The organism is Mycolicibacterium celeriflavum (assembly GCF_010731795.1).
Taxonomy (GTDB): Bacteria; Actinomycetota; Actinomycetes; order Mycobacteriales; family Mycobacteriaceae; genus Mycobacterium; species Mycobacterium celeriflavum.
Window position 1 is genome coordinate 4,841,647 of sequence record NZ_AP022591.1, and the last position, 21,448, is coordinate 4,863,094.

Genomic DNA, 21,448 nt, shown 5'->3' on the forward strand with positions numbered 1-21,448 from the left:
TGGCAGCTGATAACTCGTGGGTGCTCCGAAACCTACCCCAGCTGAAGCGACGACGTAAAGAAAAATACCTCTATAGGTTTGAATCCAGGGCCGGACCCTCGATCAGGCCCACCATCGAAGCAGTGGTTGTGGCTGGGCAGACTGGGTAGGCGGTGATTGCACCGAACAGTATCCCTTGGGTAGGGCCAGCGGTCGGAAGTGCCGTCGCATCGGCTCTGGCTCAGCGCAAATCTCTGACCGCCTTGAGGTTAGGAGTGTGACCTCTCCTTGCCAGTGCAAAATAACCGACCCGTATCCCCGCCTGAGGGGAGCGGGCCCGGCCAGTGTGACATGTGGCGATGTTCAGCCGAGCCCGACGGAGGGCGGGGACAGGTAACACTTGGATCGTAGTGCCTGTCTTGCTGATCGACAGTGCGCTCTGCGGTGTAAACCACTAGATCTTTTGCTAGGTGTGCGGACAGTGCGCGCGTTGACCCGATAGCCTTCGGGGATGGCGATTCAGCTGGCGGCTCCGGCTCGGGCCGTGGGCGGGTTCGTGGAGATGTCTTTTGATACGTTCGCCAAGACTTTTCGGCGTCCGTTTCAGTTTCGGGAGTTTTTGGATCAGACGTGGATGATCGCGCGGGTGTCGTTGGTGCCGACGTTGTTGGTGGCGATTCCGTTCACGGTGTTGGTGGCGTTCACGCTCAATATTTTGTTGCGTGAGATCGGTGCGGCCGATTTGTCGGGGGCGGGTACCGCGTTTGGCACCATCACTCAGTTGGGTCCGGTGGTGACGGTGTTGGTGGTGGCCGGGGCGGGGGCGACGGCGATCTGTGCTGATTTGGGGGCGCGCACCATCCGTGAGGAGATCGACGCGATGCGGGTGTTGGGTATCGACCCGATTCAGCGGTTGGTGGTGCCGCGGGTGTTGGCCTCGACGTTTGTGGCGTTGTTGCTCAACGGTCTGGTGTGTCTGATCGGCCTGTCGGGTGGGTATGTGTTCTCGGTTTTTTTGCAGGGGGTCAATCCGGGGGCGTTCATCAACGGGTTGACGGTGCTGACCGGTCTGGGTGAGTTGGTGATGGCCGAGATCAAGGCGTTGCTGTTCGGTGTGGTGGCCGGGCTGGTGGGTTGTTATCGGGGGTTGACGGTCAAGGGTGGGCCCAAGGGGGTGGGCATCGCGGTCAACGAGACGGTGGTTTATGCGTTCATCTGCCTGTTCGTGATCAACGTGATCATGACCGCGGTCGGGGTGCGGGTGCTGGCCCGATGAGCTATGACGTCACGGTGCGGTTGCGCCGCATGTTCAGCGGGGTGCCCAAGGCGGTGGACACCATCGGTGAGCAGGCGCTGTTCTACGGCGAGACGATGCGTTATCTGCCCAACGCGGTGCGCCGCTACCGCACCGAGACGATCCGCAACATCGCCGAGATGACGATGGGCACCGGGGCGTTGGTGATGATCGGCGGCACCGTCGGGGTGGCGGCGTTTTTGACGCTGGCTTCGGGCGGGGTGATCGCCGTGCAGGGCTACTCCTCGCTGGGCAATATCGGGATCGAGGCGCTGACCGGGTTCTTGTCGGCGTTCCTCAACGTGCGCATCGTGGCCCCGGTGATCGCCGGGATCGCGCTGGCGGCCACCATCGGCGCGGAGCCTGTCACGAATTTTGTGTAAGTCAGAGGTGATTTGACTACGAGTTGTACTCTAGCACAACGGGATTCGACCGGGGAACAGCCTAGCCAGTGTGTTCAATGCCACAGTCCAGTTGTAAGTGCCGGTGCCTGAGAAGCCTCCTCTCTCGCTGGAGATGTTGCGCAATCCCAGATACAGCAACTTCATCGCGGCGTCCTTGTCGGGAAAGTGACCGCGATTTTTGGTGATCTTGCGCAGCTGGAAGTTGATCGACTCGATCGCGTTGGTGGTGTAGACGATCTTGCGCAGCTCCACCGGGAAGTCCAGGAACGGCACGAACTCAGGCCAGGCGTTGCGCCACACATCAATCGCGCCGGGATACTGGGCGCCGAATGCGGTGTCGAAGTCCTTGAGCGCGAGTTCGGCGGCCTCCACGGTCGCCGCGCCGTAGATCGCCCGCATCGACGTCGCGACCTTCTTGCGGTCCTTGTAGGACACGAACCGCATCGCGTTGCGGATCACGTGCACCACGCAGGTCTGCACCACGGTGTCGGGGTAGCACGAGCGGATCGCATCGGGCAGCCCGGTCAGCCCGTCGCAGCAGGCGATCAGGATGTCACGGACCCCGCGGTTGCGCAGATCGATGACGACTTTCTGCCAGAATTTGGCGCCCTCGGAGTCTTGGATCCACACCCCCAGGGCATGTTTGCGGCCCTCCAGATCCACCCCAATGGCCAGATAGGCCACCTTGGTGGTGACCACACCGTTGTCCTTGATCCGCAGCCGCAGCCCGTCGATATACAGGATCGGATAGACCTCGTCGAGCGGGCGGGACTGCCAGGCCTTGATCTCATCGACGACGACGTCTGTGACATTGGAGATCAACTCCCGCGACACCGCAGCCCCGTACACCTCCGCCAGGTGGGCCTCGATGTCGCGGGTGGTCATACCGCGCGAATACAGCGACAGCACAACGGAATTGATGTTGTTGAGCCGACGGGCCTTCTTCGGCACGATCGCCGGCTCAAAGGAGCCGTTGCGGTCGCGCGGCGCGTCGATTTGCACCGGGCCGTTGACCGTGGTCACCGTCTTGGACGTGGTGCCGTTGCGGGAATTGCCCGAGCCGCGCCCAGCCGGATCACCGGACTCATAGCCCAGATGATGGGTCAACTCCGAATTCAGCGCCCGCTCCAGCACCGCCTTGGTCAACTCGTTGAGCAAACCATCCGCGCCATCGATCGGGGTACCCGACTTCACCGCATCCTTGATCAACGAATCCAACGTCTCCGCCGAGAACGTCTCGGCCAGCTGCCGCGCCGCCGACTTGTCCTCAGCCGGCACCTGCGTGGTCTTGATCACAAAACACTCCTTCTGTCCGCCCAAACGGCGGTCCGATGATGGACCACCCCGGACTTACACAGATGGAATGACACGCCCTCGGCGCGGGCACCACCGCCCAACTCGGGGCGATGCGGGTGGCCGAGGAGATCGACGCGGTCGAAGCCATGGCGGTGCACTCGGTGTCCTATCTGGTCTCCACCCGGCTGATGGCCGGCATGATCGCGATCATCCCGCTGTACTCACTGTCGGTGCTCGCGGCGTTCTTCGCCGCCCGCTTCACCACGGTGTTCATCAACAACCAGTCCGCGGGCCTGTATGACCACTACTTCAACACCTTCCTGGTGCCCACCGACCTGCTGTGGTCCTTCCTGCAGGCGATCGTGATGGCCGTGGCGGTCATGCTCGTGCACACCTACTACGGCTACAACGCCTCCGGCGGCCCGGTCGGTGTCGGCATCGCCGTCGGCCAGGCCGTGCGCACCTCCCTGATCGTCGTCGTCACCATCACCTTGTTCATCTCACTCGCCGTCTACGGCGCGTCCGGCAACTTCAACCTCTCCGGGTAGGTGAGCACGAATGCCAGACAACGACGCCGATGTCACGAGCAATCCTCACGTATTGGTTTCGGACGGCTAACGATTCGACCGTTCACTGCCGATTGGACGGGCACCTCGACGACCGCTGTGGTGTCGTAGGACTCGATGTTGGCTCGCACATTGTTGATCGTCGGCGCTGCGGCGGCGTCGTTGCTTCTCGCGCCGACCGCCGTTGCCGCGCCAACGGCGGACGCTCAGGGCTATGTCGACTCCACCGCTCGGTGCGCCCCGCCCGACGAGGCGGTGCTCTTCGGCAGCACAGGGTCGTCACGTGTCGCCATCTGCAAGTCGTCCGACGGTGAGTATGAATACCGCGGCGTGCGAGTCCGCGACGGCGCAAAGTTGATCGTGCCCGCTTCGCCGACGGGCGATGAGTTCACCGCCGAGAACGACGGAATCACCTATTTCGTCTCCGAGGATTCGTTGACCATCAGCGCGGGCACCCGGGTGATCCGGGAGGAGCCGATGGTCGACGTTCACGAGGGACAGGTGGATGACACACCGTCGTCGCCGCCGGCCTCGACGCCGACGCCGACAAATCCGTTGCCGCCACCGCTGCCCGCCGAAGAGGGGCACACCGAGAGCTGAGCGAAACGGTGACTCGTTCGCTCCTACATGCCGAACAGCATCGTCGTCGCGGCCGTCAACGACTGCATCGCCTTGTCCCGCTCGTCGCCCATTCCGACCAGCGCGTCGACAGTCAGCGGCCCGAGTATCTGGGTCAGCCCGTGACCCTCGCGCCCGAAGAAGCCGGCCATCTCCAGCAGTACCGCGCCGTGGACGATGCTCCACATCCGCCCCGCCATCACGGCGATGCCGTCGTCGCGGATACGTCCCGCCTCGACCATCCTTCGCACCGCGGTCAACAACGCCTCGAACGACACCGCGAACTCGGCGCGGTCGGTCGAGCTGCCCGTCACGGTCAGGTCGGCGTGATGGCGGCTCAGCGATTGCGCGGAGGTGCCGAACATCATCTGGTAGCGCTGCGGGTTCTCCAATGCGAACTCGCGGTACCGCGCACCCATCACGAGGAAGTCGGTCACGGGATCGTCGGTCACCGGCGCATCCGTCAGCGCCTGGGTGAAGCGCGCGAACGTCTCGCTGGCGATCGAGTCGATGAGGCCGGTCATGCCGCCGAAGTGCGTGTACACCGCCATCGTCGACGTCCCGGATTCGGCGGCCAGTTTGCGCGCGCTGAGCGCCGCCAGGCCGTCCCGCTCGAGAATTCGGATGCCGGCCTCGACCAGTTGCTTGGCGGGACTGTCACTCACCCTTGCCATGGTGCCATAACGGTGTTATACAGGTCGTGTCATAACACTGTTATGGGAGCCCGCGATGACGAACCGCTATCTCGAAGGCGCTTTCGCGCCCCTTACCGAAGAGCACACGCTGACCGACCTCGAGGTCACCGGCACGATCCCCGAGCACCTCGACGGGCGCTATCTGCGAAATGGGCCGAATCCGGTCGGCGAGCTCAATCCGGAGCTGTACCACTGGTTCATCGGAGACGGCATGGTGCACGGCATCCGGATCCGCGATGGCAAGGCGGAGTGGTATCGCAACCGCTGGGTCCGCGGTCCGCAGACCGCGAAGGCTCTGGGGGAGCAGGCGCCATCCGGTCGATTCCCGATCTCCGGTATCGGCGCGAACACCAACGTCATCGGACACGCCGGCAGGACGCTGGCCCTGATCGAATCCGGTGTCACGAACATGGAACTCACCGACGAGCTTGACACCGTCGGGGCATGCGACTTCGACGGGACACTGACCGGTGGATACACCGCCCACCCCAAGCGTGACCCCGACACCGGTGAGCTGCACGCCGTTTCGTACAGCATGTATCGCGGCAACACCGTGCAGTACTCGGTGATCGGCGCGGACGGCCGCGCACGACACACGGTCGATGTCGAGGTCGCGGGCAGCCCGATGATGCACGACTTCTCCCTGACGGAGAACCACGTTGTGTTCTACGATCTGCCGGTCACGTTCGACGCACGCATGGCGGTAGAGATGACGGTGCCGCGCGGTCTGCGGCTGGTCTCGCGACTTGTGTTGTCGGCCTTGATCGGTCGGGTGCGAATCCCGGATCCGATCAGCGCTCGGCAACCGGCGGGTGACGCATCCGACCGTCGGTTCCCCTACTCCTGGAACCCGAGATATCCCGCCCGGGTGGGCGTCATGCCGCGCGACGGCGGCAACGCGGACGTGCGCTGGTTCGAGGTCGAGCCCTGCTACGTGTTCCATCCGATGAACGCCTATGACGACGACGGCACCATCGTGCTCGACGTCGTGCGGCATCCGAAGATGTTCGACACGAACCACCTTGGGCCAGATGAAGGCCCGCCGACACTCGATCGCTGGACTATCGATCTCGCCGACGGCAAGGTCCGCGAATCTCGCGTCGACGATCGCGGTCAGGAGTTCCCGCGCGTCGACGAACGGCGGGTGGGCAAACGTCACCGCTACGGATATGCGCCGACCGTCGGCGAGGGCGACGGCAGCGACACGCTGCTCAAGCATGACTTCGTCGGCGGCGACACCCTGTCTCGGTCCTTCGGCGACGGAAAAGTACTCGGAGAGTTCGTGTTCGAGGCATCCTCACCGGACGCGGCCGAGGACGACGGCGTGTTGATGGGCTTCGTCTACGACAGTCGGACCGACAGCAGCGACCTCGCGCTGCTCGACGCACGAACCTTGCAGGACGTGGCCAGCATCAAGCTTCCGCACCGCATGCCCGCCGGCTTCCACGGCAACTGGGTGTCGACATAGGATCGGTCCATGGCCGAACTGGTGCAGCGATACCTGGACCAGATTCTCGCGGAGCACGCCGACGATACTGGCGGCGCACTGGCCGACTACATTCCCGAACTGACTCGGGTCGACCCCGACGGATTCGGCTTGTCGCTGTCACTGGCGGACGGCTATGTATACGAATCCCGCGACACCGCCCTCGAATTCACCATCCAGTCAGTGTCCAAGCCCTTCACCTATGCCCTCGCACTCGACCGCCTCGGCTTCGATGCCGTCGACGCCAAGATCGGCGTGGAACCCTCCGGCGAAGCGTTCAACGAGATCAGCGTCGACGAAACCACCAAGGCGCCGAAGAACCCGATGATCAACGCCGGCGCCATCGCGGCCGTCTCTCTGGTACCCGGCACCTCCGCCGACGAGCGGTTCGACCAGATCCGCGACTTCTATTCGGCGTGTGCGGGTCGTGAGCTGACGGTCGACGACGACATCTACCCGTCGGAGAAGGCGACCGGAAGCCGGAACCGCGCGATCGCTTACATGTTGCAGAGTTTCGGCGTGCTCGACGGTGATCCCGATGAGATCCTCGACGTCTACTTTCGTCAATGCTCGATCAAGGTGACGACCACCGATCTGGCCCAGATGGCCGCCACCCTTGCGCGCGGCGGCATCGACCCGGTGTGGGGACGGCGAGTGGCTGCCGCGGCAGTGGTCCAGCGGACGCTGAGCGTGATGGTCACCTGCGGCATGTACGACGCGGCGGGGGACTGGGTCAGCGCCGTCGGCATGCCGGCGAAGAGCGGCGTCGGCGGCGGAATCGCGGCCGTGTTGCCCGCTCAGCTCGGAATCGGGGTCTACTCACCGCTGCTGGACGACAAGGGCAACAGCGTGCGGGGGGTGAAGGTGTGCCGCGATCTGTCGGCCGGCCTCGGACTGCACTTCCTTTCGGTCACCCGCGAAGCCCGCTCGACGATCCGGGACGCGTACGACGCCGCTGCAGGTGTCCGGATCTACGAACTGCACGGTGATCTCCTGTTCGCCGGCGCCGAACAGGTGCTGCGCACCGTTGACGAGGAGTGCGACGGTTTCGACGTGGCCATCCTGGAGTTGTCGAGGGTCGACGACGTCAACGATGCCGCCCGCCGGATGCTCGCCGGCATGCACGAGTCGCTCACTGCCGCAGGCAAAGAGGGTTACGTCGTGGATCCCGACGGCACATTGGCCGCCACTGATGCCGCGCAGGCCAGAGTGTTCGGCACCCTCGACGGCGCGTTGCGCGCCGCGCAGAGTTTCCAGCGAACAAGCTCAGGCGGGTGACGCCAGCCGGGTCGGCTCGTCGTGTCCGCGCAACGTCACCTCGTCGCCGAGCGTCCAATGAGCGCGCTCGGTTTCGCTCGCGCCGGTGACCGCATCGGATGAGGCGAGCAGGTGCCCGGCGGTTTCCTTGGCCAGTTCGCACAGCCGCGCCGCCTCGTTGACGGGTTCACCAATCACGGTGTACTCGAAGCGTTCCCTGGCCCCGACGTTGCCCGCGACCGCCTCGCCGGCCGCCACCCCGATGCCCGCCTCGCATTCGGGCACCTCCTCATGAATCCGGCGCGCGATCGACCGACCGGCGGCCAGCGCTGAATCCTCCGGATTGGCGAGGGGCAGCGGAGCGCCGAACACGGCCAGCGCTCCGTCACCCTCGAATTTGTTGACGAAGCCGTGGTGGCGGTCGACCTCCTCGACGATCACCGTGAAGAACCGGTTCAGCAGGTCGACGACCTCGGTCGCGCGGCGGGCCGTCACCAACTGCGTCGAGCCGATGATGTCGACGAAGATCACCGCGACATGGCGTTCCTCGCCACCGAGTTCCAGACGTTGCTTCTCCGCGGCCGCGGCGACGTCGCGGCCGACATGGCGGCCGAACAGATCGCGCACGCGTTCGCGTTCCTTCAGCCCGTCGACCATCGAGTTGAATCCCCGCTGCAACTCGCCGAGTTCGGTGCCGTCGAACACCACCAGGTTGCAGTCCAGGTCGCCCTGCTCCACGCGCTGCATTGCCGAGCGCACCACCCGCACCGGGGTTGCCGTCAGCCACGACAACAGCAACATCAGTATCAGTCCGAAGGCCAGCGCCACCACCGCGATGATCATCACCGCGACCGCGAACTGTGTCGCGGTGAGATTCTGCAACGACAGCGCGAAGACCGCGAGAAGAAGGATGCCCAACACAGGCACGCCGGAGCTGAGCAACCAGACAGTCATGGTCCGGCCCATGACGCCGTGCGCCAACCGGCGTGGCGGCCGGCCCGCCTCGAGCGCCTGAGCGGCGACGGGCCGCAGTGCGAACTCGGTGATGAGATAGCAGCCGGTGGCCACGACGATGCCGGGAAACCCGACTGCGAGCAGGAAGCGCGGGATGAACGCGGAGTCCTGCAGGCCGTACAACAACGTCAGCAGTGCCGTGCCGATGCCCCACAGCAGGAGCAGCCTCTTCGCCACATGCCACGGAGCGAGGAAGACATTGTGCTGATCGGCCCGGGTGGGGGCGCGGTCGGCGATGGCCCATCGAAGCGAATTCACGGTGCGAGAGGTGATCCACCAGGTGCCTACCACCAGGGCAACCAACATGTACGCGGGAACGACGCCCCAGGTCAACCATGCCGGCGCGTCGGTGAAGACGCTCGGCACCGGAATGGCGACCCCGTTGAGCAGTAGCGACACGGCGATGCCGAGGATGTTGGTGAACAGAAGGAGGAACGTCAGGATCACCTGGATGCGGATGCGTCGGCGCCGCTGACTTTCCTCCGGTTTGCCGAGTAACCATGACCCGTATTCGGGGGTGTCTGGTATCCGCCCGCTCTGCCGCGTCACCTTCTCGAGGACAAGACCGAGTCGCTGAGGAACGGTCTTCTTGGCGGTCATTGTGGCTAGAGCCTAATTCGCCGAACCGGCGCCTAAGGTGGTCGGGTGCGTCTCGTGATCGCCCAATGCACTGTCGACTACGTCGGACGCCTGACCGCACATCTGCCTTCGGCGCGGCGACTGCTGCTGGTCAAGGCGGATGGTTCGGTGAGCGTGCACGCCGACGACCGCGCCTACAAACCGTTGAACTGGATGACTCCGCCGTGCCGACTCACCGAGGACAACTCCGGGCCGGTTCCCGTCTGGGTGGTCGAGAACAAGGCCGGAGAGCAGCTGCGGATCACCGTCGAGGACATCGAACACGACTCCAGCCACGAACTCGGCGTCGATCCGGGCCTGGTTAAGGACGGCGTCGAAGCGCATCTTCAGGAGTTGTTGGCCGAGCACGTCGAGCTGCTGGGCGCGGGGTACACGCTGGTGCGACGCGAGTACATGACCGCGATCGGTCCCGTGGACCTGCTGTGTCGCGACGGCAACGGCGGGTCGGTCGCCGTCGAGATCAAGCGCCGCGGCGAGATCGACGGCGTCGAGCAGCTCAGCCGCTACCTCGAGCTGCTCAACCGCGACAGCCTGCTGGCCCCGGTGGCGGGCATCTTCGCGGCCCAGCAGATCAAGCCGCAGGCCCGCACGCTGGCCACCGACCGCGGTATCCGCTGTGTGACGTTGGACTACGACAAGATGCGCGGCATGGACAGCGACGAGTTCCGGCTGTTCTGATGGTTCGCAAGCGCCGGCGTCAACGTCCTGAGCGGCCGGCGCCCATGCCTGCGCCGCGCCGCGTGGAAACCGGACCCGACGGCTACGAGTACGAGGTCCGGCCGGTAGCGGCGGCGCGTGCCGTCAAGTCATACCGTTGTCCCGGTTGTGACCACGAGATCCGGCCCGGGACAGCACATCTGGTGGTGTTACCCGCCGATATGGGGGAGCGGGCGCTCGATGAGCGGCGGCATTGGCACACCGCGTGCTGGACGCACCGGGCCACGCGCAGCCCGACCCGCAAATGGTCCTAGTGGTCGTGCCCGTCGGCAGCCGGCTCCACGAGCTCGATGAGGACGCCGCCGGAGTCCTTCGGGTGGATGAAGTTGATTCGCGAGTTCGCCGTGCCGCGCCGCGGCGCGTCGTACAGCAGCCGCACGCCCTCGTCACGCAGACGCTCGCTGAGCGCATCGATGTCACTGGTGCGATAGGCCAACTGCTGAAGACCGGGACCGCGCTTGTCGATGAACTTCGCGATCGTCGAGGTCTCGTCCAGCGGGGCCATCAGCTGGACCTGCGCGCTGCCGACCGGAGCGCCGCGCACCGAGAGCATGGCCTCGCGCACGCCTTGATCCTCGTTGACCTCCTCGTGCAGCACGATCATCCCGAGGTGGTCGTGGTACCACTTGATCGCGGCATCCAGATCCGGCACCGCGATCCCCACGTGATCGATCGCCGTCACGAGTGCGCTCGCGAGCGCCGGACGTGCGTCTACGTGTTCAGTGGTCATAACGTAACGGTAACCTTGAGACAGATGTTTGCGGAATGTGTCATGGACCACATATCGATATACCCAGTTTCCGGAGGTACCAAATGACGACATCGGTGATCGTTGCTGGAGCGCGCACTCCGGTCGGCAAGCTGATGGGCTCGCTGAAGGACTTCTCGGGCAGCGACCTCGGGGGCCTCGCGATCAAGGGTGCCCTGGAGAAGGCCAATGTGCCCGCCTCGGCCGTCGAGTACGTGATCATGGGCCAGGTCCTCACGGCCGGTGCCGGGCAGATGCCTGCGAGGCAGGCCGCGGTGGCCGCCGGAATCGGCTGGGATGTGCCGGCGCTGACCATCAACAAGATGTGCCTGTCGGGCATCGACGCGATCGCCCTCGCCGACCAGCTGATTCGCGCCGGCGAGTTCGACGTCGTCGTGGCCGGTGGCCAGGAGTCGATGACCCAGGCGCCGCACCTGCTGATGAACAGTCGGTCGGGCTACAAGTACGGCGACGTCACCGTGCTCGACCACATGGCCTACGACGGTCTGCACGACGTGTTCACCGATCAGCCGATGGGCGCGCTAACCGAACAGCGCAACGACGCCGATCGGTTCACCCGCGCCGAACAGGACGAGTTCGCCGCCCGGTCGCACCAGAAGGCCGCCGCCGCCTGGAAGGACGGCGTCTATGCCGACGAGGTGGTGCCGGTGCACATCCCGCAGCGCAAGGGCGACCCGCTGGAGTTCAACGAGGACGAAGGCATCCGCGCCAACACCACCGCCGAGTCGCTCTCCGGTCTCAAACCGGCATTCCGCAAAGACGGCACCATCACGGCCGGGTCGGCCTCGCAGATCTCCGACGGCGCCTGCGCGGTCGTCGTAATGAACAAGGCCAAGGCCGAGGAGCTGGGGCTGAGCTGGTTGGCGGAAATCGGCGCCCACGGCGTGGTCGCCGGTCCGGACTCCACCTTGCAGTCGCAACCGGCCAATGCCATCAGGAAAGCCATTGCTCGCGAGGGGATTTCGCTAGGTCAGCTGGACGTCATCGAGATCAACGAGGCGTTCTCCGCGGTCGCCTTGGCCTCGACGAAGGAGCTGGGGGTCGACCCGGAGAAGGTCAACGTCAACGGCGGCGCGATCGCGATCGGGCATCCGATCGGCATGTCGGGCGCGCGGATCACCCTGCACGCCGCCCTCGAGTTGGCCCGGCGCGGGTCCGGCTACGCCGTGGCCGCGCTGTGCGGCGCGGGCGGTCAGGGCGACGCGCTGATCCTGCGTGCGCCGTAGTCCTCTACGACGTCGCGTAGTAATCATTCCGGTTTTCGTGCACAATGGCGGCCATGACTGGCGCTTTTGATCTGCGGTCCATTGCCGGATGGTTCCGTCTCGTCGCCTTGCTGGAGGCGTTGAGCTGGGTTGGACTGCTGACCGGCATGTACTTCAAGTACGTCGGCACCCCGCGAACCGAGGTCGGGGTGCAGGTGTTCGGCATGGCGCACGGGCTGATCTTCGTCGGCTTCGTCGCGGTGGGCCTGCTGGTCGGCATCACCTCCAAGTGGGCGCCCGGCACGTGGCTGCTGGCGATACTGGCGAGCATCGTGCCGCTGGCGAGTGTGATCTTCGTCATCTGGGCGGATCGAACCGGCCGGATGGGCGTCGTGCCCGCTGGCGCGGCCATGTCGCAACCGGGGCGGTCAATCCCCGAAACGACGTGACAAACTTGACCACGTGAGTCGTCCACGCCCTTCCATCGCGGCCTCCATGGCCGGTGCGGTTGATCTGTCCGCCCTCAAACAGCGGCCCTCGACGAACGAGGGCGGCTCGTCGGCGCCGGCCGGTGGAGTGGAGATCACCGAAACCAATCTCGAAGACGAGGTGTTGGTCCGGTCCAGCCAGGTTCCTGTCGTCGTACTGCTTTGGTCACCGCGAAGCGATGCCAGTGTCCAACTGGGTGATGCGCTTGCCGAACTGGCCACCGCCGACGGTGGCAAGTGGTCGCTCGCGACCGTCGACGTCGACGTCGTACCGCGGGTGGCGCAGATGTTCGGGGTGCAGGCGATCCCGACCGTGGTGGCACTGGCCGCCGGACAACCACTGTCCAGCTTCCAGGGCATGCAACCGCCCGAACAGCTGCGCCGGTGGATCGACTCGCTGTTGGACGCCGTCGCGGGCAAGCTGCCCGGCAGCGGTGAGGCGGGTGAAGCCGAGGATGTCGACCCCGCACTCGCGCAAGCCCGGGCGTCTCTAGACGCCGGTGACTTCGACGCCGCTCGCGCGGCGTACCAGGCGATTCTGGACGGCGATCCCAATCACGCCGAAGCCAAGGGCGCCGTGCGCCAGATCGACTTCCTTCAGCGCGCCAGCTCCAGGGACCCCGGTGCGATCGCCGCCGCCGACGCGGCGCCCGACGACATCGAAGCGGCGTTCGCCGCCGCCGACGTCGAGATGCTGCAACAGAACGTCGAAGCCGCCTTCGACCGGCTCATCGGACTGGTCAAGCGCACAGCCGGCGACGACCGCACCAAGGTGCGTACGAGGTTGATCGAGTTGTTCGACCTGTTCGATCCGGCCGACCCCGAGGTGATCGCCGGCCGCCGAAAGCTGGCCAACGCGCTCTACTGACCCTGTTCTCCGCGAGACCGACGAAATGGCGGTTTTCACCCGCACTTTCCCGCCATTTCGTCGGTTTCGACGTCAGAGCATGGGTTCGTATTCGAACCACAGTGCGGTCAGCGGGGGGAGCACCATGACGGCCGACGCGGGCCGGCCGTGCCAGGGCTCGTCGGTCGCCTCGACCTCACCGTAGTTGCCGATGCCCGACCCGTTGTAGATGTCGGCGTCGGTGTTGAGCACTTCGCGCCAGGTGCCGGCGTGCGGCAGGCCGAGGCGGTAACGGGTGTGCTCGGCGCCGGCGAAGTTGAACACACAAGCCAGCACGGAGCCGTCGTCGCCGTAACGCAGGAAGCTCAGCACGTTGTTGGCCGAGTCGTTGGCGTCGATCCAGGAGTAGCCCTCCGGGCGGGTGTCCTGCGACCACAGCGCACGCCGGCTGCGGTAGATGCCGTTGATGTCGTGCACCATGCGCTGGATGCCGGTCGAGAAGCCGTCCTCGTCGAGTTGGTACCAGTCCACGCCCCGCTCCTCGGACCACTCGGCGCGCTGGCCGAACTCCTGGCCCATGAACAACAGCTGCTTGCCCGGATGCGCCCACTGATAAGCCAACAGGCTGCGCAACCCGGCCGCCTTGTTGTGGTCGTTCCCCGGCATCCGGCCCCACAGTGTCCCCTTGCCGTGCACGACCTCGTCGTGGCTGATCGGCAGCACGTAGTTCTCGCTGAACGCGTAGAGCATCGAGAACGTGATTTCGTGGTGGTGGTAGCTGCGGTGGATCGGGTCACGCTTGATGAACTCTAAAGTGTCGTTCATCCAGCCCATGTTCCACTTCATCGAAAAGCCAAGGCCGCCAAGGTTGGTCGGCCTGGTGACGCCGGGCCATGAGGTGGACTCCTCGGCGATCGTGACGATGCCGGGCGCGGCCTTGTGCACGGTAGCGTTCATCTCCTGAAGGAACTGCACGGCTTCGAGGTTCTCGCGGCCGCCGTAGATGTTCGGCGTCCACCCACCCTCGGGCCGCGAGTAATCCAGGTAGAGCATCGAGGCGACCGCATCCACCCGCAGTCCGTCGATGTGAAATTCCTGCAACCAGTACAGCGCATTGGCCACCAGGAAGTTGCGCACCTCATTGCGGCCGAAGTCGAATACGTAGGTGCCCCAGTCCAGCTGCTCGCCGCGCCGCGGGTCGGAGTGCTCGTAGAGGGCGGTGCCGTCGAAGCGGCCGAGGGCCCAGGCGTCCTTGGGAAAGTGGGCGGGCACCCAATCCATGATCACGCCGATGCCGGCCTGGTGCAGGGTGTCGACGAGGTGGCGGAACTCGTCGGGCGTACCCATCCGCGACGTCGGCGCGTAGTACGACGTCACCTGGTAGCCCCAGGAACCGCCGAAGGGATGCTCGGCGACCGGCATCAGTTCGACGTGGGTGAACCCGTTCTCGACGACGTACTGGGTGAGCTGCGCAGCGAGATCGCGGTAGTTCAGGCCCGGCCGCCACGACATCAGATGCACTTCGAGCGTGCTCATCGGCTCGAACACCGGGTTCTGGGTGGCACGCCACGCCATCCAGTCCTGGTCCTGCCAGGTGTATTCGCTGAGAGTCACCTTCGACGCCGTCTTCGGCGGCACCTCGGTGGCGAAGGCCATCGGGTCGGCGCGGTCGCTGACCGACCCGTCGGCACCGTGGATGCGGAACTTGTACAGTCCGCCGATCTGGAACCCTGGCCAGAACACTTCCCACACGCCGGTCGAGCCGAGCACCCGCAGCTGGGCTTCGTTGCCGTCCCAGTGGTTGAACTCGCCGATCAGGCTGACGCCCTTGGCGTTCGGCGCCCACACCGCGAACGAGACACCCTCGACGACGCCGTCGGGGGTGGTGTAGCGGCGGGGATGCGCGCCGAGGATCTCCCACAGCCGCTCGTGGCGGCCCTCGGCGAACAGGTGCAGGTCCATGTCCCCGAGCGTGGGCAGAAATCGGTAGGCGTCGGCCACCGTGTGCACTTGGGTCGAGCCGTTGCCGTCGGAGTAGTGCACCTCGAGCCGGTAGTCGGCCAGCCCGGTGAACGGCAGCGCCACCGCGAACAACCCGGATTCGATGTGCTGGAACACATACCGCTCACCACCGACGAGCGCCACCACCTCCACCGCATGCGGGCGGTAGGCCCGGATCACGGTGTGGTCGTGGTACTCATGGGCACCCAGCACCGAGTGTGGATCGTGGTGTTCACCGGCAAGCAACCGGTTCAGGTCGGCGGTGTGCGGCCGCAGATGCGGGCTGCTCGCTTGTTTGATCTGCGTCATGTCGTCGTCACTCCCTACGCAGTAGCTCGAGTCGCTGGTCGGCGGGCACCTGTGGCATGTTCAAGATGTGCGCCACCGCACGCACCGGATCGATGCGCACGTAATTGGCCTGCCCCCACTGATATTCGTCGCCGGTGACCTCGTCGCGCACCCAGAACCGGTCGTAGGGCTCCATCCCGAGCGCGGGCATGTCGAGCCACAGCGTGGCCTCTTCGGGACCGAACGGGTTGAGTGTGACCACCACCAGCACCTGGTCGCCGGTGGCTGGATCGAACTTGCTGTAGGCCAGCAGCGCGTCGTTGTCGACGTGATGGAAAGTGATGGTCCGCAACTGATGCAACGCAGGATGCAGTTTGCGAATCTCGTTGAGCCGTGCGATGAACGGTTCCAGCGATTCGCCGTCGGCCAGCGCGGCGTCGAAGTCGCGAGGGCGCAGTTCGTACTTTTCGGAGTTGAGGTACTCCTCGCTGCCCTCTCGCACCGGGCGGTGTTCGTAGAGTTCGTAGCCCGAGTACACGCCCCACGCCGAACTCATCGTCGAGGCCAGGACCGCGCGGATCGCGAACATACCGGGACCGCCGTGCTGCAGGCTCTCGTGCAGGATGTCGGGCGTGTTCACGAACAGATTCGGGCATGCGTAGTCGGCGTGTTCGGCGATCTGTTCGCCGAACTCGGTGATCTCCCACTTCGCGGTACGCCAGGTGAAGTACGAATACGACTGTGTGAAGCCGAGCTTGGCCAACCCGTACAGCCGTGCCGGGCGGGTGAACGCCTCGGACAAGAACACCACGTCGGGGTGCTCGTTCTTCACCTGGCCGATCAGCCACGCCCAGAAGTTCGGCGGCTTGGTGTGCGGGTTGTCTACCCGAAACATCTTGACGCCGTGCGTGATCCAGTGCCGAACTACCCGCAGCACCTCCTCGTAGAGGCCGGCCGGGTCGTTGTCGAAATTCAGCGGATAGATGTCCTGGTACTTCTTCGGCGGGTTCTCCGCATATGCGATGGTGCCATCGGGCAGCACGGTGAACCATTCCGGATGTTCCTTGGCCCACGGATGGTCGGGGGCGCACTGCAGCGCGAGGTCGAGCGCGACCTCCATGCCTTCGTCGCGAGCCGCGGCGACGAAGTCGTCGAAGTCGGCGATGGTGCCCAGCTCGGGATGGACAGCGTCGTGACCGCCCTCGTCGCTGCCGATCGCCCACGGCGAGCCGACGTCGTTGGGCGCAGCGGTCACACTGTTGTTCCGGCCCTTGCGGTGAACCTTGCCGATGGGGTGGATCGGCGGCAGGTAGACCACGTCGAAGCCCATCCGGGCAATGCGGGGCAGCGCCTTGGTGGCGGTGGCGAAGGTGCCGTGAATCGGGTTGCCCTTGCGGTCCCAGCCGCCGGTGGAGCGGGGAAAGAACTCGTACCACGCGCTGAACCGCGCCTCGGGGCGGTCCACCCAGATCCCGTACTGCTCGCCGCGGGTGAGCAACTCGCGCAACGGATACTCGTCGAGCAGCGCGGTGACCTCCGGTGCCAGCGCGGCGCCTGCGCGGCTGAACGGGTCGCCGGGTTGTCGCAGCTGTGCCGCCGCCTCGATGAGCGGATAGCGATGCTGACGTGCCACCCCGGTCGAGGCGCGTTCGAGCAGGCGGGCGCCGAGCAGCAGATCGTTGGACAGTTCCGACTCGCTTTGACCCGCATCGAGCTTGGCGGTCACGTTCTTGCGCCAGGTGGCCACCGGGTCACCCCAGCCGTCGATCCGGAAGGTCCACAACCCGGCGCAGTCCGGGGTGAACGCACCGTGGAATACGTCGGGCGTTCTGCCGGTCGACATGGGCAGGTGCGCAGGCCTCTTGCGGGGTGTGGCGCCGAGGACAGTCTCGATGGGTACAGCCTCGGTGGACTTTGCCAGCCCGGGAGGGTCGTCGGCGAGCTGAGGGTATGCGGAGCCGTGGTAGCGCACCACCAGCGTGGCCGCCACCGCGTCGTGGCCTTCTCGCCAGACGGTCGCTGCGATCGGCACGATCTCGCCGACGACCGCTTTGGCCGGATAGCGTCCACCGGAAACAACGGGCTGGACGTCATCGATCTCGATACGACCGGCCACCTACCACTCCTTACACCCACGCGGCCCGCTGGGCCGCTGTGTCCTCTGGTCCGCTCACAGTCAACTTCAATAAGCCTCGTCGCGCCCTATACCCACGCTAGTGCGCAGCCCAACCCAAAGCCGACCGAGCACTCCGAACACCAAGCCTGCAGGACGGCGGATTGTCAGTAAGGTTGTGTCGCGTGATAGCCCGATGAAAGCGCTGAGAAGGTTTACCGTCCGCGCGCATCTGCCCGACCGGCTGGCGGCGCTGGAACGGCTTTCGATCAACCTGCGCTGGTCCTGGGATCGGCCGACGCAGGATCTGTTCGAGTCGATGGATCCGGAACTGTGGAAGCAGGTGGGCTGCGATCCGGTGGGTCTGTTGGGCCAGATCAATCCGGGGCGCCTGGACCAACTGGCGGTCGACGAGACGTTCTTGAACCGCCTCGACGGGTTGGCCGCCGAACTCGACGACTACTTGAGCCGGCCGCTGTGGTACCAGCAGGAAATCGAAGACGGCGCGCAACTGCCCAACGGCATTGCGTACTTCTCGATGGAGTTCGGGGTGGCCGAGTCGCTGCCGAACTACTCGGGCGGTCTCGGCATCCTCGCGGGCGACCACCTCAAGGCGGCATCGGATCTGGGCCTGCCGCTGATCGCCGTCGGGCTGCTGTACCGGTCGGGTTATTTCCGGCAGTCGCTGACCGCCGACGGCTGGCAGCACGAGAGCTATCCGGCGCTCGATCCGCAGGGCCTGCCGCTTCGCCTGCTCACCGACCGGGACGGCCGACCGGTCCTGCTCTCTGTGGCGATGCCGAGCGAAAACCGCTATGACAACCAGCTGCGGGCCCGCGTCTGGATCGCACAGGTGGGCCGAATCCCCTTGCTGCTGTTGGATTCCGACGTCCCGGAGAACGACCACGAGCTGCGTGGCGTCACCGACCGGCTCTACGGCGGTGACCAGGAGCACCGGATCAAGCAGGAGATCCTGGCCGGCATCGGCGGGGTCCGGGCGATCCGGGCGTTCATCGAGTTGGAGGGCAGACCCTCGCCGGAGGTGTTCCACATGAACGAGGGGCACGCGGGCTTCCTCGGTGTCGAGCGCATCCGTGAACTCATCGACGCCGGGCTCGACTTCGACACCGCGCTGACCGTGGTGCGCTCGTCGACGGTGTTCACCACGCACACCCCGGTGCCCGCGGGCATCGACCGGTTCCCGGTGGAGATGGTCCGCCGGTACTTCGGTGGGTCGGCCGATGAGCGCTCGCGCGAAGAGCATGGATCGAGCGAGCCTTCCGGTGAAACTTCACGGCTGCTGCCGGGTGTGCCGCTCGACCGCATCGTCGCGTTCGGCGAAGAGGATGACCCGGACAAGTTCAACATGGCGCACATGGGGCTGCGTCTGGCCCAACGCGCCAACGGTGTCTCGCTGTTGCACGGCAACGTCAGCCGGCACATGTTCAACGAGCTGTGGCCGGGCTTCGACCCCGGTGAGGTGCCGATCGGATCCATCACCAACGGTGTGCACGCGCCGACTTGGGCGGCCCCGCAGTGGCTGGAACTCGCGAGCGAGCTGCTCGACAACGAGGACCTGAGCCGCGCCCGGGAACCCGCGGTGTGGGAGCGGCTGCAGCAGGTCGATACCGGTCATCTCTGGTGGATCCGGTCACAGTTGCGTGAGCAACTTGTCCAGGACGTGCGCGCGAGACTACGCCGCTCATTTCTGGAACGCGGAGCAGCGGAAGCCGAGTTGGGTTGGATCTCAAGCGCGTTCGATCCTGGCGTGCTGACGATCGGGTTCGCCCGGCGGGTACCGACCTACAAGCGCCTGACGTTGATGCTTCGCGACCCCGAGCGGTTGGAGCGACTGCTGCTCAACGAGGAGCGGCCGATTCAGCTGATCGTCGCGGGCAAGTCCCATCCCGCCGACGACGGCGGCAAGGCGCTGATCCAGCAGGTGGTGAAGTTCGCCGACCGGCCCGAGGTGCGGCACCGGATCGCATTCCTGCCCGACTACGACATGTCGATGGCGCGCCAGTTGTACTGGGGCTGCGATGTGTGGCTGAACAACCCGCTGCGACCGCTGGAGGCCTGCGGCACCTCGGGCATGAAGAGTGCGCTCAACGGCGGGCTGAACCTGTCGATCCGCGATGGGTGGTGGGACGAGTGGTACGACGGCGAGAACGGCTGGGAAATCCCGACCGCCGACGGTCTTGCCGACGAGGACCGGCGCGACGACCTCGAGGCGAGCGCGCTCTACGACCTGCTCGAGGCCTCGGTGGCGCCGAAGTTCTACGACCGCGACGAGCGCGGCATCCCCACCCGGTGGGTGGAGATGGTGCGGCACACGCTGATCGTGCTCGGGCCGAAGCTGCTGGCATCGCGGATGGTCCGTGACTACACCGAGAAGTACTACGCGCCCGCGGCCCAGTCGCTGCGCAGAACCGTCGAACCCGGCGCGGACGGTGAGCCGTTCGGCGCTGCGCGGGAGCTGGCGGGCTTCCGGCTGCGCGCGCAGGAGTCGTGGCCGAAGATCCAGATCACCGACGTCGACAGCTACGGCCTGCCCGACACCCCGCTGCTCGGCTCGGAGCTCACGCTGACCGCCAAGGTGCATCTGGCGGGCCTGCGTCCCGACGAGGTCGTGGTGCAGGCCGTCCTCGGCCGCGTCGACGCCGGCGACCAGCTGGTCGATCCGGTGACCGTGCCGATGGCGCACACCGGAACCGCCGACGGCGGCAACGAGGTGTTCTCGGCGACGGCGCCGCTTCCCGTCGCCGGTCCGGTGGGTTACACCGTGCGGGTGTTGCCGCACCACCCGCTGCTGGCCGGCGACAACGAACTCGGCCTCGTCACGCTCGCGTGACGAGCCCGCTCAAGGTCGCCGTCGACGGCGGGCCCTACGGGCTCGCGGCGGCTCCGGACGGGGCGCTGTGGGTGACGTTGGTGCACGCCGGTGCGATCGCCCGGGTGACCGACGCCGGTGACGTCACCGTCTATCCCGTCGCGCCGGGATGTCGGCCATCGATCATCGCCGCGGGCCCCGACGGCGCGCTGTGGTTCACCCGCAACGGCGACGACCGCATCGGTCGCATCACCACGGCGGGAGAGGTCAGTGCATTCGAGCTGGCCGAGGGCAGCGGCCCCTACGGCATCACGATCGGGCCCGACGGCGCGCTGTGGTTCACGGCCCTGACTTCCGGTGAGATCGGCCGGATCTCGGTCAGCGGCGAGATCTCCGCCGGGTATCCGGTCGGCGGTGCGCCGTCGATGATCGTCACCGGGCCCGACAACGCGCTGTGGTTCACGCTGAACCAGGCGGGCGCAGTCGGTCGGCTGACGCTCTCCGGCGAGCTAACCGTGCGCGAAACCCCAACGGCCGCATCGGGTCCGGTCGGGATCGCCGCGACGCACGATGACGCGGTGTGGTTCACCGAGATCCTCGCCGAGCGGGTGGGGCGCATCCCGATGGACGATGCGATCCAGGAGATCGCACTTCCCGGCAAGCCGCACGCCGTGCTCGCCGATCCCGACGACGGGGTGTGGGTGACGCTGTGGGGGTCGAGCCAACTCGCCCGGATCAGCGGCGACGGTGAGATCATCACCATCGACCTCCCGCCGGGGAGTGAACCGCACGGGCTCGCTGTCGACGCCAACGGCTGCGTCTGGGTCGCCCTGGAAGCGGGTTACGTCCTGCGCATGCCGTCCTGATACGTCCGCCGGGACCATTCTGCGGGCGTCCCGTCCGCAGCAGGCGGTCGCCGCGGTAGGTTCCGAAGCGTTCCTA

At 65.9% G+C, this 21,448-nt stretch carries 17 protein-coding genes and 2 pseudogenes; 13 read left to right on the forward strand and 6 right to left on the reverse strand.

Annotated features, from left to right (window positions below; genetic code table 11):
- Positions 1 to 490: 490 nt before the first annotated feature.
- A complete protein-coding gene (locus G6N18_RS23270) occupies positions 491 to 1,255 on the forward strand; it encodes an MlaE family ABC transporter permease (RefSeq protein ID WP_163689980.1) in 765 nt (254 codons plus the stop codon).
- Positions 1,252 to 1,632, forward strand: a pseudogene (locus G6N18_RS23275) (ABC transporter permease); the annotation flags it as partial. The gene G6N18_RS23270 and the pseudogene G6N18_RS23275, both read left to right, overlap by 4 nt.
- Positions 1,633 to 1,686: 54 nt before the next feature.
- On the opposite strand, the gene G6N18_RS23280 reads toward G6N18_RS23275, so the two are convergent.
- A complete protein-coding gene (locus G6N18_RS23280) occupies positions 1,687 to 2,922 on the reverse strand; it encodes an IS256 family transposase (protein ID WP_234806289.1) in 1,236 nt (411 codons plus the stop codon).
- A 128-nt stretch (positions 2,923 to 3,050) separates the two neighbouring features.
- Between G6N18_RS23280 and G6N18_RS23285 the strand changes: the two are divergent.
- A pseudogene (locus tag G6N18_RS23285) lies at positions 3,051 to 3,521 on the forward strand (ABC transporter permease); the annotation flags it as partial.
- Between the two features lie 135 nt (positions 3,522 to 3,656).
- A complete protein-coding gene (locus tag G6N18_RS23290) occupies positions 3,657 to 4,139 on the forward strand; it encodes a hypothetical protein (protein ID WP_083004138.1) in 483 nt (160 codons plus the stop codon).
- A gap of 23 nt (positions 4,140 to 4,162) precedes the next feature.
- Here G6N18_RS23290 and G6N18_RS23295 read toward each other — a convergent pair whose 3' ends face one another.
- Positions 4,163 to 4,822 carry a TetR/AcrR family transcriptional regulator gene (locus tag G6N18_RS23295; protein WP_083004134.1) on the reverse strand — a complete coding sequence of 220 codons (660 nt, stop codon included), beginning with the start codon at positions 4,820 to 4,822 and terminating at the stop codon, positions 4,163 to 4,165.
- A gap of 64 nt (positions 4,823 to 4,886) precedes the next feature.
- Here G6N18_RS23295 and G6N18_RS23300 point away from each other — a divergent pair, with 64 nt between their 5' ends.
- Both G6N18_RS23300 and glsA read left to right on the forward strand, forming a co-directional pair.
- Positions 4,887 to 6,320 (forward strand): carotenoid oxygenase family protein, encoded by a 1,434-nt coding sequence (locus G6N18_RS23300; RefSeq protein ID WP_083004131.1) that lies wholly within the window; start codon positions 4,887 to 4,889, stop codon positions 6,318 to 6,320.
- Positions 6,321 to 6,329: 9 nt separating this feature from the next.
- Positions 6,330 to 7,616 carry a glutaminase A gene (glsA, locus tag G6N18_RS23305; protein WP_083004128.1) on the forward strand — a complete coding sequence of 429 codons (1,287 nt, stop codon included), beginning with the start codon at positions 6,330 to 6,332 and terminating at the stop codon, positions 7,614 to 7,616.
- Here the strand turns inward: glsA and G6N18_RS23310 are convergent.
- Positions 7,605 to 9,209, reverse strand: coding sequence for an adenylate/guanylate cyclase domain-containing protein (locus tag G6N18_RS23310; RefSeq protein ID WP_067215841.1), 1,605 nt, complete (start codon positions 9,207 to 9,209; stop codon positions 7,605 to 7,607). The genes glsA and G6N18_RS23310 overlap by 12 nt on opposite strands.
- A gap of 45 nt (positions 9,210 to 9,254) precedes the next feature.
- Here G6N18_RS23310 and nucS point away from each other — a divergent pair, with 45 nt between their 5' ends.
- Positions 9,255 to 9,926, forward strand: coding sequence for an endonuclease NucS (nucS, locus tag G6N18_RS23315; RefSeq protein WP_067215837.1), 672 nt, complete (start codon positions 9,255 to 9,257; stop codon positions 9,924 to 9,926).
- Positions 9,926 to 10,219, forward strand: a complete 294-nt coding sequence (locus G6N18_RS23320; RefSeq protein ID WP_083004124.1) for an Rv1322 family protein — start codon at positions 9,926 to 9,928, stop codon at positions 10,217 to 10,219. Before nucS ends, G6N18_RS23320 begins: the two co-directional genes overlap by 1 nt.
- Here the strand turns inward: G6N18_RS23320 and mce are convergent.
- Complete coding sequence (mce, locus tag G6N18_RS23325) at positions 10,216 to 10,695, reverse strand: methylmalonyl-CoA epimerase (RefSeq protein WP_083004122.1); 480 nt, start codon at positions 10,693 to 10,695, stop codon at positions 10,216 to 10,218. The two genes, G6N18_RS23320 and mce, sit on opposite strands and share 4 nt — an antisense overlap.
- Before the next feature lie 83 nt (positions 10,696 to 10,778).
- Between mce and G6N18_RS23330 the strand changes: the two genes are divergently transcribed.
- The 3 genes from G6N18_RS23330 to G6N18_RS23340 are packed head-to-tail and all read left to right on the forward strand — an operon-like array spanning position 10,779 to position 13,295.
- On the forward strand, positions 10,779 to 11,960 hold the full coding sequence (locus tag G6N18_RS23330) for an acetyl-CoA C-acetyltransferase (RefSeq protein WP_083004118.1): 1,182 nt from the start codon (positions 10,779 to 10,781) through the stop codon (positions 11,958 to 11,960).
- A gap of 44 nt (positions 11,961 to 12,004) precedes the next feature.
- Positions 12,005 to 12,388 carry a DUF3817 domain-containing protein gene (locus G6N18_RS23335; RefSeq protein WP_083004115.1) on the forward strand — a complete coding sequence of 128 codons (384 nt, stop codon included), beginning with the start codon at positions 12,005 to 12,007 and terminating at the stop codon, positions 12,386 to 12,388.
- A gap of 13 nt (positions 12,389 to 12,401) precedes the next feature.
- Positions 12,402 to 13,295, forward strand: a complete 894-nt coding sequence (locus G6N18_RS23340) for a tetratricopeptide repeat protein (protein ID WP_179962340.1) — start codon at positions 12,402 to 12,404, stop codon at positions 13,293 to 13,295.
- Positions 13,296 to 13,367: 72 nt separating this feature from the next.
- On the opposite strand, the gene glgB is transcribed toward G6N18_RS23340, so the two are convergent.
- Both glgB and G6N18_RS23350 read right to left on the reverse strand, forming a co-directional pair.
- Complete coding sequence (gene glgB, locus G6N18_RS23345; protein ID WP_083004108.1) at positions 13,368 to 15,584, reverse strand: 1,4-alpha-glucan branching protein GlgB; 2,217 nt, start codon at positions 15,582 to 15,584, stop codon at positions 13,368 to 13,370.
- A gap of 7 nt (positions 15,585 to 15,591) precedes the next feature.
- Complete coding sequence (locus G6N18_RS23350; protein WP_083004105.1) at positions 15,592 to 17,679, reverse strand: alpha-1,4-glucan--maltose-1-phosphate maltosyltransferase; 2,088 nt, start codon at positions 17,677 to 17,679, stop codon at positions 15,592 to 15,594.
- Positions 17,680 to 17,872: 193 nt separating this feature from the next.
- Between G6N18_RS23350 and G6N18_RS23355 the strand changes: the two genes are divergently transcribed.
- The gene (locus G6N18_RS23355; RefSeq protein ID WP_083004101.1) at positions 17,873 to 20,527 is read left to right on the forward strand and encodes a glycosyltransferase family 1 protein; all 2,655 of its coding nucleotides are present in this window, start codon (positions 17,873 to 17,875) and stop codon (positions 20,525 to 20,527) included.
- A complete protein-coding gene (locus tag G6N18_RS23360) occupies positions 20,524 to 21,372 on the forward strand; it encodes a Vgb family protein (RefSeq protein ID WP_067215818.1) in 849 nt (282 codons plus the stop codon). The genes G6N18_RS23355 and G6N18_RS23360 overlap by 4 nt, the downstream gene beginning before the upstream one ends.
- The last annotated feature ends 76 nt before the right edge of the window (positions 21,373 to 21,448 follow it).